General features: G+C 74.4%; 13 protein-coding genes. 5 read left to right on the forward strand and 8 right to left on the reverse strand.

All coding sequences use genetic code 11. From position 1 onward, the window contains the following. Window positions 1-4 precede the first annotated feature (4 nt). Complete coding sequence (locus AC2TEW_RS18570) at window positions 5-676, reverse strand: DUF4097 family beta strand repeat-containing protein (RefSeq protein ID WP_484624458.1); 672 nt, start codon at window positions 674-676, stop codon at window positions 5-7. A 227-nt stretch (window positions 677-903) separates the two neighbouring features. On the opposite strand from AC2TEW_RS18570, the gene AC2TEW_RS18575 reads away from it, so the two are divergent. Next, window positions 904-1,659 carry a GbsR/MarR family transcriptional regulator gene (locus AC2TEW_RS18575; protein WP_484624459.1) on the forward strand — a complete coding sequence of 252 codons (756 nt, stop codon included), beginning with the start codon at window positions 904-906 and terminating at the stop codon, window positions 1,657-1,659. 41 nt (window positions 1,660-1,700) lie between these two features. On the opposite strand, the gene AC2TEW_RS18580 is transcribed toward AC2TEW_RS18575, so the two are convergent. Next, window positions 1,701-2,276, reverse strand: coding sequence for a DUF3159 domain-containing protein (locus AC2TEW_RS18580; RefSeq protein ID WP_484624460.1), 576 nt, complete (start codon window positions 2,274-2,276; stop codon window positions 1,701-1,703). A gap of 334 nt (window positions 2,277-2,610) precedes the next feature. Here AC2TEW_RS18580 and AC2TEW_RS18585 point away from each other — a divergent pair, with 334 nt between their 5' ends. Next, entirely contained in the window at window positions 2,611-4,029 is a 1,419-nt protein-coding gene (locus AC2TEW_RS18585) for a carotenoid oxygenase family protein (RefSeq protein ID WP_484624461.1), read from the forward strand. A gap of 73 nt (window positions 4,030-4,102) precedes the next feature. Here AC2TEW_RS18585 and AC2TEW_RS18590 read toward each other — a convergent pair whose 3' ends face one another. Then, on the reverse strand, window positions 4,103-5,113 hold the full coding sequence (locus AC2TEW_RS18590; RefSeq protein WP_484624462.1) for an Lrp/AsnC family transcriptional regulator: 1,011 nt from the start codon (window positions 5,111-5,113) through the stop codon (window positions 4,103-4,105). 142 nt (window positions 5,114-5,255) lie between these two features. Between AC2TEW_RS18590 and AC2TEW_RS18595 the strand changes: the two genes are divergently transcribed. Next, a complete protein-coding gene (locus AC2TEW_RS18595) occupies window positions 5,256-6,812 on the forward strand; it encodes an MFS transporter (protein ID WP_484624463.1) in 1,557 nt (518 codons plus the stop codon). Window positions 6,813-6,833: 21 nt separating this feature from the next. Then, window positions 6,834-7,931 (forward strand): PP2C family protein-serine/threonine phosphatase, encoded by a 1,098-nt coding sequence (locus AC2TEW_RS18600; protein WP_484624464.1) that lies wholly within the window; start codon window positions 6,834-6,836, stop codon window positions 7,929-7,931. A 22-nt stretch (window positions 7,932-7,953) separates the two neighbouring features. Here the strand turns inward: AC2TEW_RS18600 and AC2TEW_RS18605 are convergent, their stop codons facing one another. Continuing rightward, window positions 7,954-9,021, reverse strand: coding sequence for a phosphatase PAP2 family protein (locus AC2TEW_RS18605; RefSeq protein WP_484624465.1), 1,068 nt, complete (start codon window positions 9,019-9,021; stop codon window positions 7,954-7,956). A 300-nt stretch (window positions 9,022-9,321) separates the two neighbouring features. Continuing rightward, window positions 9,322-10,263, reverse strand: a complete 942-nt coding sequence (locus AC2TEW_RS18610) for a Gfo/Idh/MocA family protein (protein WP_484624466.1) — start codon at window positions 10,261-10,263, stop codon at window positions 9,322-9,324. Window positions 10,264-10,454: 191 nt separating this feature from the next. On the opposite strand from AC2TEW_RS18610, the gene AC2TEW_RS18615 reads away from it, so the two are divergent. Next, the gene (locus tag AC2TEW_RS18615) at window positions 10,455-10,739 is read left to right on the forward strand and encodes a DUF427 domain-containing protein (RefSeq protein ID WP_033819643.1); all 285 of its coding nucleotides are present in this window, start codon (window positions 10,455-10,457) and stop codon (window positions 10,737-10,739) included. A gap of 22 nt (window positions 10,740-10,761) precedes the next feature. Here the strand turns inward: AC2TEW_RS18615 and AC2TEW_RS18620 are convergent, their stop codons facing one another. The 3 genes from AC2TEW_RS18620 to tdh form a co-directional block, all read right to left on the reverse strand. Beyond that, entirely contained in the window at window positions 10,762-11,676 is a 915-nt protein-coding gene (locus tag AC2TEW_RS18620) for a LysR family transcriptional regulator (protein WP_484624467.1), read from the reverse strand. 356 nt (window positions 11,677-12,032) lie between these two features. Beyond that, window positions 12,033-13,220 (reverse strand): glycine C-acetyltransferase, encoded by a 1,188-nt coding sequence (locus AC2TEW_RS18625; RefSeq protein ID WP_484624468.1) that lies wholly within the window; start codon window positions 13,218-13,220, stop codon window positions 12,033-12,035. A 42-nt stretch (window positions 13,221-13,262) separates the two neighbouring features. Continuing rightward, entirely contained in the window at window positions 13,263-14,291 is a 1,029-nt protein-coding gene (tdh, locus tag AC2TEW_RS18630) for an L-threonine 3-dehydrogenase (RefSeq protein ID WP_484624469.1), read from the reverse strand. Between the last annotated feature and the right edge of the window lie 260 nt (window positions 14,292-14,551).

The raw sequence follows: 14,551 nt of genomic DNA on the forward strand, positions 1-14,551 counted from the left end.
CGGGTCAGAGGCTGCGGGCGGTGATGTCGCCGTGGGCGGTGGTGGCGTGGACGGTGAGTTCGGCCGCGGCGCCGGCGGTGTTGGCGAGGGCGTTGTGGATCCGGCCGTGGCCGGTGCCGGCGTCGAGGGTGGCGGACACGCCGCAGGCGGCGCCGATGACGATCGAGCCGGCCTCGGTGCGCAGGTCGACGGTGCCGCGTACGGCCTCGGTGATGTGGAGGTCGCCGTTGTGGGTGCTGATCGTGGCGGGGCCGCCCAGGCGGCCGACGGTGATGGGGCCGTCGAGGACGGTGAGGTGGGCGGCGGCGGTCTCGTCGAGCTTGACGGTGCCCCGGGCGCCGTCGAAGGTGACGTTGCCGAGCCGTCCGACGCCGCGCAGTTCGGCGGCGGCGCACTTCGCCTCGAGGTGGGAGCCGGCGGGCAGTCGGACGGTCACCTCGACGGCGCCGGAGGAGCCGAGGATGCGGCTGTCGGCGGGCTCGGCCGCGATCCGCAGGACGCCGTCGCGGTGGGTGACCGCGGTCCGTCCGGCCGCCTTCACGTCGCGGCCCTTGGAGGCGTCCGCCGGGCGGACCTCCACCACGGTGTCGGCCCGGTCCGCCGCGATGAGGCTGATCCGGCCGGCGGGGACGTCGAGGACGACGGAGACCGGGGCGGGGGTGTCGAACTTCTGCATGGTGCACTCCTTCGGACTGCTGTTTCTGATGAGAGAAACGCTACGTTGCGTTCATCGATTCGGCAACGCACATGTTGCATCAAATCGGCATTCCTGCAGCTCAAAGCCGAGAATTCGTTGCACCAGAAGTGGAAGCTAACGCAACGGGCCCTAAGCCGACTGTTGCAATGAAATGAAGCTGAACGCTAAGCTGGCGACACCAAGGAGTGCGTGCGAAGGAGACCGCGATGCCCGGAGGCAGGCTCACCCAGCAGGAACGTCAGCAGATCGCGCTGGGACTGGCCGACGGCCTCGCCTACGCGGAGATCGCCCGGCGCCTCGACCGTCCGACCTCGACGGTCACGCGGGAGGTGCTGCGCAACGGCGGCCCCACCACGTACCGCGCCGACCTGGCCCACCGCGCCACCGAACGCCGCGCCCACCGGCGCAAGCCGGCCGCGCCCCGGCAGCCCGGGACGGCCCCGCAGGCCCACGGGCGTGACGCCGAGGCCGTCCGCGACTTCGAGGAGGTGTTCACCGCCGTCCTGATGCAGGCGGGTACGCCGCGGATGATGGCCCGGGTCCAGGCCAGCCTGTACGTCACCGACTCGGGCAGCCTCACCGCGGCCGAGCTGGTCCAGCGCCTCCAGGTCAGCCCGGCGTCCGTCTCCAAGGCGGTGTCGTTCCTGGAGAGCCAGGGCCTCATCCGCCGGGAGCGCGACGAGCGCCGGCGCGAGCGCTACATCGTCGACGACGACATCTGGTACCAGGCGATGGTCGCCAGCGCCCGTGCCAGTCTCCAGATCATCGACACCGTACGGCAGGGTGTCGGTGTCCTCGGCCCCGGCACCCCGGCGGCCGCCCGGCTGGAGAACATCGCCCGCTTCCTCGACTTCGTCAGTGAGAGCCTCACCCGGGCCGCGGAGCAGGCCCGCGAGGTCCTGCACACCAAGGCCGCGCCGGACCCCGGGCCGACGGCCGGGGACCCCGCCGACCACGCGTAGGCCGGCCGCCAGGACAGGAGCCCTCGGCGTGCCCGGGCTCCTCAGTGCGCCCGGGTGCCGATCGGGCGGGCCGTGGCGCGGGCGCGGGCCCGGACCTGTTCCGGGTACCACTGGGTGAACCGGATCGCCGCCACCAGCAGGACGATCGGGATGACCCAGTTCAGCCAGTCGGTACCGGCCGAGGTGTGCAGCGCGATCAGGCCGAGCAGCGCGGTCACCGCGAAGACCCCGCCCCAGACCGCGGTCAGCACCCGGTTGGTGCGCCGGAAGAGCGGGGAGTGCCAGACCTCGGGTGGTGTGCTCTCGCGGGCGTACTGCTCGGTGAACGGGACGAAGGCCAGCGATCCGAGGGCCACCACGGCGATCACACCGTTGGCGATCACCTGGGCGTAGGTCTCCAGCCAGATCAGGTCGTGCCGGTCGAGCACCAGCGCCAGGACGCAGATCACCGCGAAGAAGGCGATCCCGGTGACCTCCAGCAGCTTGGGGCGGCCTCGTCGCAGGTCCGGGAGGTTGACCAGGACCGAGGCGACCAGGGCGGCGAAGGCGGCCAGCTTCCAGGTGCTGGGGCCGGCCACCACGTCGAAGATGATCCACGGCGCGAACGCGAACAGCATGTTCCCGGACCGCGCGCCCTGCGGGCCGTCCGGGCCGGTACCGGTCCGCCCTGTGCCGGTCCGCCCGGCACCGCCCCGGCCGGCGCTGCCCCGGCCCGTGTTCCCCCAGCCCGTGTCGGTCCCGGCCACTGAGCACCTCCAGCGCGGTTCCCCGGTGCGCGGACCGCGGCTGCGGCCCGCCCCTTCCATGCTCGGACCGGCCCCAACTCCGCGCATCCCCGGGCCCGCTGTGCACACAGGGTGACGCCCGCGCGGACCGCCTGCGGGCTGTTGCCGCCCGGCGGCGGGCGCAGTTGACTGGAGGCCGTGCCGTGCCGTTCACCGGGAGGCCGCCATGACCACGCACACCGCACCCGCCTTCGACCCGGCCCGGGTCGCCCATCTGTCGGGCCGGTTCGCGCCGGTCACCGAGGAGGTCGACGCGACCGGCCTGGCGGTGCTGGGCGACCTACCGGACGGACTGGACGGGCTGTTCCTGCGCAACGGGCCCAATCCGCGGTTCAGCCCGATCGGCTCGTACCTGTACCCGATCGACGGCGACGGCATGCTGCACGGGGTGTGGCTCTCGGGGGGCCGGGCGCGCTACCGCAACCGCTTCGTGCGGACCCCGGCCGTGATCGCCGAGGAGCGGGCCGGGCGCGCGCTGTGGGGTGGCCTGCAGTCGATGATCACGCCGTCGGAACCGGACGTCTCCCCCGAACTCGTGGGCACCTTCCGGGACCTGCCGGACATCAACGTGGTCCGGCACGCCGGGCGGCTGCTCGCACTCGCCGAGTCCGACTGCCCGTTCCGGATCACGCCCGACCTGGCGACCGCGGGCCGCGAGACCTTCGACGGCGCGCTGCCCGCCGGCATCACCGCCCACCCCAAGACCGATCCGCTCACCGGCGAACTGGCGGTGTTCTGCTACGCCTTCGAACCGCCGTACCTGACCTGGGCGATGCTCGGCCCGGCGGGCACCGTCACCCGCGGCCCGACGGCCGTCGACGGCGTGGACCGGCCGATGATGATCCACGACATGGCCCTGACCGCCCGCTTCCTGGTGCTGGTGCTCGCCCCGGCCTTCTTCGACCTCGCGGCGGCGATGGAGGGCGGCTCGATGATCGACTGGCGGCCCGAGCAGGGCACCAGGATCGCTCTGATCCCCCGCGACGGCGGGCCGGTCCGCTGGGCGTCGGACGACGCGTTCTGGCTGTGGCACACGGTGAACGCCTACGACCGTCCCGACGGCTCGGTGGTCCTCGACTACGTCCAGTGGGCCCACCTCAGCCTCGGCGCGCCCGACGCCGCCGCGCCGCCGAACCCGGGCGGCCTGACCCGCGCCGTCGTCGACCCGGCCGCGGGCACCGTCCGGCGCACCGCCCTGGACGACGCCCCGGTCGAACTCCCCCGGGTGGACGACCGGTTGATCGGCCGGCCGCACCGGCGCGCGGCCGTCGCGGCGGAGAGCGGCCGGCTCGACCTGCTGCCCGGCGAGTTCGACGCGCTGCGCTGGTACGACTGCGCCGACGACCCCGGGGCCTCGGTGCTCTGGCCGGCCGGTGACCTGTCGGTCGGCGAGCCGGTGTTCGCCCCCTCGGCCGCCGGCGGTCCGGGGTACTGGCTGACGTACGCCACCGACCGTACCGATCTGAGCAGTTGGCTGCTGGTCATCCCGGACGCCGACCCGGGGTCCGGGCCGATGGCGCGGGTGCGGATCCCGGTCCGGGTCCCGCTCGGCCTGCACGGCAGCTGGCTCCCCACCGAGGACTGAGCCCCCGGCACGCGCGCACCCGAGCAGCACCCGAGCGCACGGAACCCGAGCGCACGCCGTACCCGCCGCACGCTCAGGCGTACCCCGCCGGCGGGTCGACCAGGCGTACCCCGTCCATCAGCATCCCCGCCCGTTTGACGGTCCGCAGCACCGGCACCACCTCGACCTGCTGGACCGCCGCCAGCGCGCCGATCCGCTCGGTGAGGTAGGTGTACAGCGCGTCGTTGTCGCGGCAGACCACCACCGCCAGCAGGTTGGCCGACCCGGTGATGGCCGCCGCGAACGGCACCTCCCGGTGGCCCGCGAGGGCGGCGCCGGTCGCCGCCAGGTCGGCCGGCGGCACCGACACCAGCAGCGCCGCCTGCGCGTGGAAGCCGAACAGCGCCGGGGAGATCTCCACGTCGAAGAAGAGCGCACCGCTGTCCCGCAGTTGCTCCAGCCGGCGGCGCACCGCGGACTGGGACAGCCCGGTGGCGCGGGCCAGTTCGGGGTAGCCGCACCGGCCGTCCCGGCCGAGTACGGCGAGCATGGCGAGCGCCGCCTCGTCCAGTTCGACCCGCTGCCCCGGCCCGAACACCCAGGGCCGCTCCAGCTCCCTGACCTGCCGCTCGCCCAGGGCGTCCAGGCCGGCCCAGCGTCCGGGGCCGCCGACGAAGGTGCGCAGGATGCTGTGCGCGGTGATCCCGGTGACCCGGCGGGTGCCGGGCAGCTTCTGCAGCAGCAGCGCGTCCCGGTCGGCCTGGTTGCGGGCCTTGGAGACGCAGTGGATCTCGGTCCCGCCGGAGTTGAGGGTGACCCAGGCGATGTCCGGGCGCCGCGCCAGCGCGTCGGCCACCTGGACGGCGGCGTCCGGTGTGCACTGCACCCGCAGCCAGGACTCGTACAGCCCCACCCGGTGGCCCAGCGGCAGGCCGACCACCCGCAGCAGGCCGGCGGTGCGCAGCCGCCGGTAGCGCCGGATCACCGTCTGGTCGGAGACCTCCAGCACCTGGGCGAGCCGGCTGAACGGCATCCGGCCGTCCATCATCAGCGCCTGGACGACGGATCGGTCCAGGGCGTCCAGTTCCGGAGTGCCGCTCTGCATGGTTTCCATCATGACAGGCGGGTGGGGTGTCGGATTCCGCAGCCCGGGCCGCTGTGGTGCGGCCGATCCGCGATCCGGCTGCGAGATTCGGCGGGTGGGCCGGGCGGTCGTGGATCCGGTCACGGGACCGAGGAGAATTCCGATGCGCAAATGGCTACCCCTGGTGGCGGTCTGTCTGGGCGCGTTCATGCTGCTGGTGGACGTCACCATCGTGACGGTCGCCCTCCCCGACATGGCCACCGCGCTGCACACCGGCTTCGCCGACCTGCAGTGGGTGATGGACGGCTACGCGCTGGCGCTGGCCGCGCTGCTGCTCGGCGCCGGCGCCCTCGCCGACCTGGTCGGGCGGCGCAAGGTGTACCTGGCGGGGCTGGTGCTGTTCGCGGGCGCCTCGCTGGCGTGCGGCCTGGCCACCGGGCCGCAGCAGCTGATCGCCTTCCGGGTGGTGCAGGGGGTCGGCGGCGCGGCGATGTTCGCCACCACCATGGCCCTGCTCGGGCACGCCTACCAGGGCCGCGACCGGGGTGTCGCGTTCGGTGTCTGGGGTGCGGTGAACGGCGCCGCCGCGGCGGCCGGGCCGATCCTCGGCGGGCTGCTCACCGAGCACCTCGACTGGCGCTGGATCTTCTACGTCAACCTGCCGGTCAGCGTGGTGGCGGTGGCGGTGACCCTGCGGGTGGTCGCCGAGTCCCGCAACCCGCGGGCGGCCGGCCTGGACCTGCCCGGCACGGTGGCCTTCACGGTGGCCGCCGGGTCGGTGACCTACGCCCTGATCAAGGCCGGGGACAACGGCTGGGGTTCGGCCACCACGCTCGGCCTGTTCGCCCTCGGCGCGCTCGCCCTGCTGGCGTTCGTCCTGGTGGAACGGCGCAGCGCCCACCCGATGCTGGACCTCGCGCTACTGCGCAGCCCGGCCTTCGCGGGCATCCTGGCCGGCGGCCTGCTGCTGTCCGCGGCGGCGTTCTCGTACCTCGCGTACTCCTCGCTGTGGCTGCAGTCGGTGCTGGGTCTCGGGCCGGTCGCGGCGGGGCTGGCGCTGCTGCCGATGAGCGTGGTCGCGTTCGTGACGGCGGCCGTCGGCGGGCGGCGGCTGCACGGTGTGCCGCCGCGGCTGACGGTCGGCGGCGGTCTGCTGCTGATCGGCGTCGGCGCGCTGCTGCAGGCGGTGGTCGGGGCGGACTCCGGCTGGGCGGCGCTGGCGCCCGGTCTCGCGGTCAGCGGCGCGGGGGTGGGCCTGGCCACCCCGGCGATGGCCGCCGCCGCGATGGCCGCCGTGCCGGGGGCACGGGCCGGGATGGCGGGCGGCGCCCTCAACACCGCCCGCCAGCTGGGGAACGCGCTCGGCATCGCGCTGCTCGGCGCGGTCTTCCGGGCGGGTCTGGCGGGCGGGCTGCGGGACGGCGGCGGCGCCGACCCGCAGGGCACCGCGGACGCGCTGAGCGGCGGGCAGGCGGGGGCGCTGGTGGCCCGGGCCGGTGAGGGCGCCCGGCCGGCGCTGGAACACCTGGTGCACGCGGCGTTCGCGGCGGGGCTGCGGGACACCTTCCTGGTGTCGGGGGCGTTCGGGCTGGCCGGCGGGGTGCTGGTGCTGGTGCTGCTGCGCCGCCCGGCGGCGGTCGGCGGCGCGGCGGTGCCGGGGCCCGCGCAGGCGCCCGCCACGTCAGGCGGACGGGCGGGGGCGGCGGCCAGAATGGAGTGATGTCCGACGGCGGGAGGCCCGATGGCGAGCGATGACGAGTCGGATGCCCGGCTGCCGCCGGCCGCCTCCCCCCGCTGGGGGCGGTTCATCCTGGGTGCCTACGTCCTGATCGGCCTGGTGCTGCTCGCCGACCTGTTCACCGGGCCGAGGCTGACCTTCTCCCCGCTGCTGGCCGCCGTGCCGGTCCTCGCGGGCACCGGTACCCGGCGCCCGTGGGTGCCGCTGGCGGCCGGCGGCGTCGCGCTGGTGGTGGTGGGCGTGCTGGCGGTGCTGAACGGGCAGGTCGGCACCGGGGTGCACGCCGCGTCGGCGGCGGCCGTCGCGACGGTGGCCGTCTCCAGCTCCGCCTCGGTCGCGCTGGTGGCCGACCGGGAACGCCGGCTGGCGCAGCTGCGCTCGGTGGCCGAGGCCGCGCAGCAGGCGTTGCTGCGTCCGGTGGCGCCGCGGATCGGCGGGCTGCGGGCGGCGGTGCGGTACGCGCCCGCCGCGGCCGAGGCCCGGATCGGGGGCGACCTGTACGCGGTGCTGGACTCGCCGTTCGGGGTGCGGGTGCTGCTGGGCGATGTCCGCGGCAAGGGGCTGGGCGCGGTGGAGACGGCGGCGGACGTGCTGGGGGTGTTCCGGGAGGCGGCCGTGTCGGAGGCCGATCTCAGCCGGATCGCGGGGCGCCTGGACGCGACGGTGGCGCGGCGGCCCGGCGACGAGGAGTTCGTGACCGCGGTCCTGGTGTCGGTGCCGGAGCACGGGTCGGCCAGCCTGGTGAACTGCGGGCATCCGGCGCCGCTGCTGCGGACCCGGCACCGGGTGGACGAGGTCGATCCGCCGGCCTGGTCGCCGCCGCTCGCCCTGCTGGGCCTGACCGGCGGGTGCTATCCGGTGCAGCAGGTGCCGCTCGGGCCGGGCGACCTGCTGCTGCTCTACACCGACGGGGTGTCGGAGGCCCGGGACACGGCCGGGGTGTTCTACCCGCTCGCCGAGCGGTTGTCCGCGATGCCGGCCGGTGAGGGTCCCGAGCCGCTGCTGGACCGGCTGCTGGCGGACGTCCGCGCGTACACGCCGCACGGGCTGGACGACGACGCCGCCCTGCTCGCGCTGGCCCGCACGGCCCGGACCGGCTGACCGGCCCGGGCCCCGGAGCGGCCTAGCGTCCCTTGGCGGGGACCCTGGCCGGCTCGGCGGGTGCGGCCGTGGCCCGCCTGGCGCGTTCGGCCCTGGCCCGGGCGCGGCGGTCCAGGAACCGGGTGAGCACGTACCAGAGCACCACCGCGTAGGCCCAGCCCGCCAGGATGTCGACGATGAAGTGCTCGGCACCGTAGACCAGGGTGAAGGCCATCGCGAGCGGATAGGCAGCCAGCAGCACCCTGGTCCAGCGGCCCGCGCCGCGCCAGAAGAACAGCGCCAGCAGCATCGGGTACGCGGCGTGCAGCGAGGGCATCGCGGCGACGTCGTTGGCGAACTCGCTGCCGTTCTCGAAGACCGACCCGGCGCGGGGCAGCCCGCTCTGGTTGAGCACGTCGGAGACGATCCGGGTGACCGCGGGCATGTGCCCTTCCTGGCCGGTCAGCCACGGCGGGTCGGCGGGGTAGAGCACGTAGGTGGCGAAGCCGGCGAAGGTGACCGCCAGGTAGAGCGCCAGCAGCCGGCGGAAGCTCGGGTAGCGGCGTTTCCAGAGCACGGCCAGCACCAGGAAGACCGTGAAGAAGTGCGACATGTAGACGGTGACGGCCGTGTAGTCGTACCAGTGCGGGTGGCCGGGCGTGTAGAGCCAGTGCTGCAGCCGGACCGTCCAGGTCTCGCCGCCGCCGAGGAAGGTGTCGATGCTCAGCTGCGGTTCGTAGCGGACCGGCCAGGGGGTGTGGGCGCCGTAGCCGCGCAGCAGCGAGTAGACCCAGACCACCGCCATCACCGGGACCCAGTCCCGCAGCACCAGCGGCCAGCCCCGGCGGCCGCCGCTGTGCACCGAGGTGGCCACCAGTGCGCCGATCAGCCAGCAGAACACCACGTCGTTGGCGTACGGCAGGCCGTACGTCCACAGGTACCAGCCGAAGGCGAGCGCGAACAGCGGCCAGGCCAGGTGGCGCGGACGCAGCCGGCGGCCCGCCCGGACGGCTCTGCCCGGGCCTGCCTGCGGGGGGTCGTTCGGTCGCGGGCCGCGCTGCCGCGGCTCGTTGCGGGTACCCGGATGCGCAGGTCGGAGCAGGTCGGTCATGGCGCCCGAAGCTAGCACCGCATTCTTGGAGGATCCTTTGGATGTTCCGGGCCGTGCCCAGGAAACCACCAGGAGACGAACCATCCTTGGCCGGCCTCCGCAGGCCGTGGCCCCCACCGGGGCCGGGCCCGCGGCCGGGAGATCGTGCTCCGGCCGCTCGGTCGACTGCTCGTGTCTCAGCATCGGTCACCACCCGCCCGGGGAGGCGCCAAGGTGACGGCGGCCGTCGGGCGGACCGTGTTCGGGGACGGGTCCTTCCCGACACTACGCCCGCGGCGCCCACCCGGCCCGGGCGGCGGCTCAGTAGCCGGCGGCCTGGGCCTCCACCCGGGTGACGATCTCCTCGCACAGTTCGTGGGTGCGCAGCGCGTCCTGGGCCGAGACGGTCCGGCCGGCCCGGACGGAGTCCAGGAAGGAGGTGACGATCTGCTCGATGCCGCGCTGCCGGGCGACCGGCACCCAGTCGCCGCGGCGGCGGATGCTGGGCTGGCCCTTGTGGTCGATCACCTCGGCCAGGTTGACCACCACCCGCTTGGCGTCGGCGCCGGAGACCTCCAGGACCTCCTCGGTGGAGCCGCTGACCCGGTTCATGATGCCGAGCGCGGTGAAGCCGGGGCCGGCCAGGGTGAGCACCAGGTGTTCCAGCAGCCCGTCCCGGGTGCGGGAGCGGACGTCGATGTGCTCGACCTCGCCGGGGACCAGGAAGCGCAGCGTGTCCGCCACGTGGATGAAGTCGTCGAGGACCACGCTGCGGACGGCCTCCGGCAGCCCCTCGCGGTGCTTCTGCAGCACGATCAGGTCGCGCGGGCGCTCGGCGGCCTGCTGGTAGCCCGGGGCGTGGCGGCGGTTGAAGCCGACCATCAGTGAGCGGCCGCGGCGCTCGGCGAGCTCGACCAGGTGCCGGGCCTCCTTGAGGTGGTAGGCGAGCGGCTTGTCCACGTACACGTCGACGTCGGCGGTGAGCAGCTGCTCGACGATCGGCAGGTGCTGGTCGGTGGAGGCGTGCACGAAGGCGGCCCGGATGCCGCTGTCGATGAGTTCGCCGAGGTCGGTGTAGCGGTGCGGGAGCCGGTGGAGGTCGCCGAGGCGGTCGAGCTTGGCGCGGTCCCGGGTCATCAGGCGCAGGTCGAGGCCGGGCTGGGTGGTGAGGACCGGGAGGTAGGCCTTCTGTGCGATGTCGCCGAGGCCGATCACGGCCACCGGGAGGGCCGCGGCGTCGGGGTCGAGGTGGTGGTCGCTCATCGGGACGCTCCTGCTGGGGGTGGGTGGCGGTCCGTCCGGTCAGCGGGGCCGGACCATCCGGCAGCATATGACAGCCGGGCGGCCGGGCAGTCAGGATGCGGCGGCCGGGCCGGACTTGGGCCGGGCGGTCGGGGCGGGCGGTCGGGCCGGGCGGTCGGGGCGGGCGGGCCGGGATCGGCGACAATGGCGGGATGACCACAGCGCGTTGGAACGGCCAGATGATCGCGGACAGCGACCGTACCGTCCTGGTGGAGGGCAACCACTACTTCCCGGCCGAGTCGGTGCGGGCGGAGTTCCTCGGCCCGTCGGCGACCACCACCCACTGCCCGTGGAAGGGCATCGCCTCGTACTACACCCTGCGGGTGGCGGGCGCCGAGAACCCGGATGCCGCCTGGTACTACCCCGACCCGAAGCCGGAGGCCGCGCACGTGGCCGGGATGGTGGCGTTCTGGAAGGGGGTCGAGATCACCGACTGACCGTCCGCGGCCGCGGCCGCCCTCACTGCGCGAGGCCCGCCGCGGCCGTGGTGAGGGCGGCCAGCACCGGGCGGATCAGCGGGTGCAGCTCCGCCCCGCCGCGGACCGCGGCGAACACCTTGCGGGTGGCGAGCGCGCTGTCCACCGGGCGGACCGCCACCTTGGACAGGTCGGCGCCGCGCAGCGCGGAGCGGGGGACCAGCGCGACGCCCGCACCGGCCGAGGCGAGCGCCACCACCGCGCGGAAGTCGTCCGAGGAGTGCACCAGCCTGGGCTGGAAACCGGCGTACTCGCAGGCCAGCAGCACCACGTCGTGGCAGGGGTTGCCGGGGTACGGGCCGATCCACGGCTCGGCGGCGAGCTCGGCGACGGCGACCGGGCCGGGGCCCTCGGCCAGCGGGTGGCCGAGCGGCAGCACCGCCTCGAACGGCTCCGCGTACAGCGGCACCCGGGTCAGCCGCTGGTCGTCGGCGCGCGGCGCGCCCCGGTACTCGACCGCGACCGCGATGTCCGCGCCGCCGTCGAGCAGCATCGGCAGGCTGGCGTCGCCCTCGGCGTCCAGCACCTTGAGCCGCACGCCGGGCGCCGCGTCGGCGAGCAGCGCGATGGCGGGCGCCAGCACCAGGGCGATGCCGGTCGCGAACGCCGCCACGGTGACCTCGCCCGCGGCGCCCGCGCGGTAGGCCGCCAGGTCGGCCTCGGCGCGTTCGAGCTGGGCGAGGACCGCGTCCGCGTGGGTCAGCAGGATCTCTCCGGCGGCGGTCAGGCGTACCCCGCGGCCGTCCCGGGCGAGCAGGTGGTGGCCGGTCTCCTGTTCCAGGGCGGCGAGCTGCTGGGAGACGGCGGAGGGGGTGAGGTAGAGCGCGGCCGCGGCGGCCGTCACGGTCCGGTGGTCGGCCACGGCCCGCAGGGTCCGCAGCCGTCGTGCGTCGATCACTCCGCCATTGTGCCAGCGGGCGGGGGCGGTCCGCGGCGGCGGGCGGGGACGGGACGGGGTCGGCGACGGCGGGCCGGGGGCAGCGCCGCTGCCGCCGTCCAGGTGGGATGCCTGCCGCCGCGCGCAGTTCCTCGCGCCCCTGACGTGGCGCCGGGCGTCGTGTCCGGGCGGGACCCGGGAGGCAGCGGGTACGGGGTCCGGCGACGGCGGGCGGGGCGCAGCGCCGCTGCCGCCGCTCGGGTGGGATGCCTGCCGCCGCGCGCAGTTCCTCGCGCCCCTGAGGTGGCCCCGGGCGATGTCGCGGGCGGCCCCCGGTCGATCACCGGGGGCCGCCCGCCGGACGGGGTGTCAGGGTGTCACTCGCCGAGTGCCGCCCGGGCGTCGACGAAGGCGGCGACGGCGCGCTCGACGTCCTCGGTGGAGTGGGCGGCCGACAGCTGGACCCGGATCCGGGCCGCGCCGTGCGGGACCACCGGGTACGAGAAGCCGATCACGTACACGCCGCGCTCCAGCAGCAGCTCGGCGAGCCGGCCGGCCTTGGCCGCGTCGCCGATCATCACCGGGGCGATGGCATGCTCGCCGGGCAGGATCTCGAAGCCGGCCTCGGTCATCCGGGACCGGAACAGCGCGGTGTTGGCGGCCAGCCGCTCGCGCAGGTCGCCGGACTTCTCCAGCAGGTCGAGCACGGTGAGCGAGGCGGCCGCGATCACCGGGGCCAGCGAGTTGGAGAACAGGTACGGCCGGGAGCGCTGGCGCAGCAGCGCGACGATCTCGCGGCGGGCCGCGACGTAGCCGCCGGACGCGCCGCCGAGCGCCTTGCCGAGGGTGCCGGTGATGATGTCGACCCGGTCCATCACGCCGTGCAGCTCGGGGGTGCCGCGGCCGTTGGCGCCGACGAAGCCGACGGCGTGCGAGTCATCGACCATCACCATGGCGTCGTAGCGGTCGGCCAGGTCGCAGATCTCGCGCAGCGGGGCGATGTAGCCGTCCATCGAGAACACGCCGTCGGTGACGATCAGCCGGCGGCGGGCGTCCTGGGTGTCCTTGAGCTGCTGCTCGAGGTCGGCCAGGTCGCGGTTGGCGTAGCGGTGGCGGCGGGCCTTGGAGAGCCGGATGCCGTCGATGATGCTGGCGTGGTTGAGCGCGTCGGAGATGACGGCGTCGCGCTCGTCGAGCAGGGTCTCGAAGACACCGCCGTTGGCGTCGAAGCAGGAGGAGTAGAGGATGGTGTCCTCCTGGCCGAGGAACGCGGACAGCCGCTCCTCGAGCTGCTTGTGCACGTCCTGGGTGCCGCAGATGAAGCGGACGGACGCCATGCCGTAGCCCCAGCGGTCGAGGGCGTCCTTGGCGGCGGCGACCACGGCGGGGTGGTCGGCGAGGCCGAGGTAGTTGTTGGCGCAGAAGTTCAGCACCTCGTCGTCGCGGCCGGTGACGGCGACGGCCGCGCTCTGCGGGGTGCCGATCACGCGCTCGGGCTTGAACAGGCCGGCCTCGCGGATCTCGTCGAGGGTGGCGGCGAGGTCGTCGCGGACGTTGTCGAACACAGTGGCTCCTAGCGGGGGGTCAGAGGGTCGGACGGTCCGGTCTCAGGCGGTCCAGTCGAGGATGACCTTGCCGCAGTTGCCGCCGGCGGCCTCGTCGAAGGCGGCGGCGAACTCGGTGGCGGGGTACCGGCCGGTGATCACCGGGGAGAGGTCCAGGCCGCCCTCCAGCAGGACGGACATCGCGTACCAGGTCTCGAACATCTCGCGGCCGTAGATGCCCTTGATGGTGATCATCGAGGTGACGATCCGCGCCCAGTCCACCGGGAACTCGTCGGCGGGCAGGCCGAGCATGGCGATCTTGCCGCCGTGGGTCATGTTGGCGATCATCGACTGCATCGCCTCGGGGCGCCCGGACATCTCCAGGCCGACGTCGAACCCCTCGCGCAGGCCGAGCTTCTGCTGGCCCTCCTCGATGGTGTGCTCGGCGACGTTGAGCGCCAGCGACACCCCGACCTCGCGGGCCAGCTCCAGCCGGTACGGCGACACGTCGGTGATCATCACGTTGCGGGCGCCGGCGTGCTTGGCGACGGCGGCGGCCATGATGCCGATCGGGCCCGCGCCGGTGACCAGCACGTCCTCGCCGACCAGCGGGAAGGAGAGCGCGGTGTGCACGGCGTTGCCGAACGGGTCGAAGATCGCGGCGACGTCCAGGTCGACCGGCACCCGGTGCACCCAGACGTTGGAGGCCGGCAGCGCCACGTACTCGGCGAACGCGCCGTCGCGGTTGACGCCCAGGCCGACCGTGTTGCGGCACAGGTGGCGGCGGCCGGCCAGGCAGTTGCGGCACTTGCCGCAGACCAGGTGGCCCTCGCCGGAGACCAGGTCGCCCACGTTGATGTCGGCGACGGCGGAGCCGATCGCGGCGACCTCACCGACGAACTCGTGGCCGAGGACGAGCGGGGTCTTGATGGTGCTCTGCGCCCAGCCGTCCCACTTGCGGATGTGCAGGTCGGTGCCGCAGATGCCGGTCCGCAGCACCTTGATCAGCACGTCGCCGGGGCCGATCTCGGGCTCGGGGACGTCCATCAGCCAGAGCCCGGGCTCGGCCTTGTGCTTGACGAGTGCCTTCACGGGAGGTGCTCCTGACGCGTACGGGGGTGGGGCCTGCGACGGGCAGGCCGAAACCGCCCGGCGTGCGGTGCACAGGGTCGGTGGCGCGCGCGGCCGTCCGGGCAGGAGCAATCTGCCTGGTCGGACGGGGTGCGGTCCATCGAGGAATTCTTAACGGCCGCCACAGCAGGGCTTCACGATCCTCCCCGAGCAGGCCCCCCGCGCCCGCACCGGCGTGCCGTGGCCCACCCGATCGCTCCACCCGTTCGGCCCAGCCACCC

This window comes from Kitasatospora sp. NEAU-CNBT7 (assembly GCF_057220535.1).

Bases quoted from the DNA above. Each gene is read 5' to 3' on its own strand.
- AC2TEW_RS18575 (WP_484624459.1), top strand. From the start codon at position 904: ATGCCCGGAGGCAGGCTCACCCAGCAGGAACGTCAGCAGATCGCGCTG.
- AC2TEW_RS18605 (WP_484624465.1), bottom strand. From the start codon at position 9,021: ATGACCGACCTGCTCCGACCTGCGCATCCGGGTACCCGCAACGAGCCG.
- AC2TEW_RS18580 (WP_484624460.1), bottom strand. From the start codon at position 2,276: ATGCTGTTCGCGTTCGCGCCGTGGATCATCTTCGACGTGGTGGCCGGC.
- AC2TEW_RS18600 (WP_484624464.1), top strand. From the start codon at position 6,834: ATGGCGAGCGATGACGAGTCGGATGCCCGGCTGCCGCCGGCCGCCTCC.
- AC2TEW_RS18590 (WP_484624462.1), bottom strand. From the start codon at position 5,113: ATGCAGAGCGGCACTCCGGAACTGGACGCCCTGGACCGATCCGTCGTC.
- AC2TEW_RS18585 (WP_484624461.1), top strand. From the start codon at position 2,611: ATGACCACGCACACCGCACCCGCCTTCGACCCGGCCCGGGTCGCCCAT.
- AC2TEW_RS18615 (WP_033819643.1), top strand. From the start codon at position 10,455: ATGACCACAGCGCGTTGGAACGGCCAGATGATCGCGGACAGCGACCGT.
- AC2TEW_RS18570 (WP_484624458.1), bottom strand. From the start codon at position 676: ATGCAGAAGTTCGACACCCCCGCCCCGGTCTCCGTCGTCCTCGACGTC.
- AC2TEW_RS18610 (WP_484624466.1), bottom strand. From the start codon at position 10,263: ATGAGCGACCACCACCTCGACCCCGACGCCGCGGCCCTCCCGGTGGCC.
- AC2TEW_RS18595 (WP_484624463.1), top strand. From the start codon at position 5,256: ATGCGCAAATGGCTACCCCTGGTGGCGGTCTGTCTGGGCGCGTTCATG.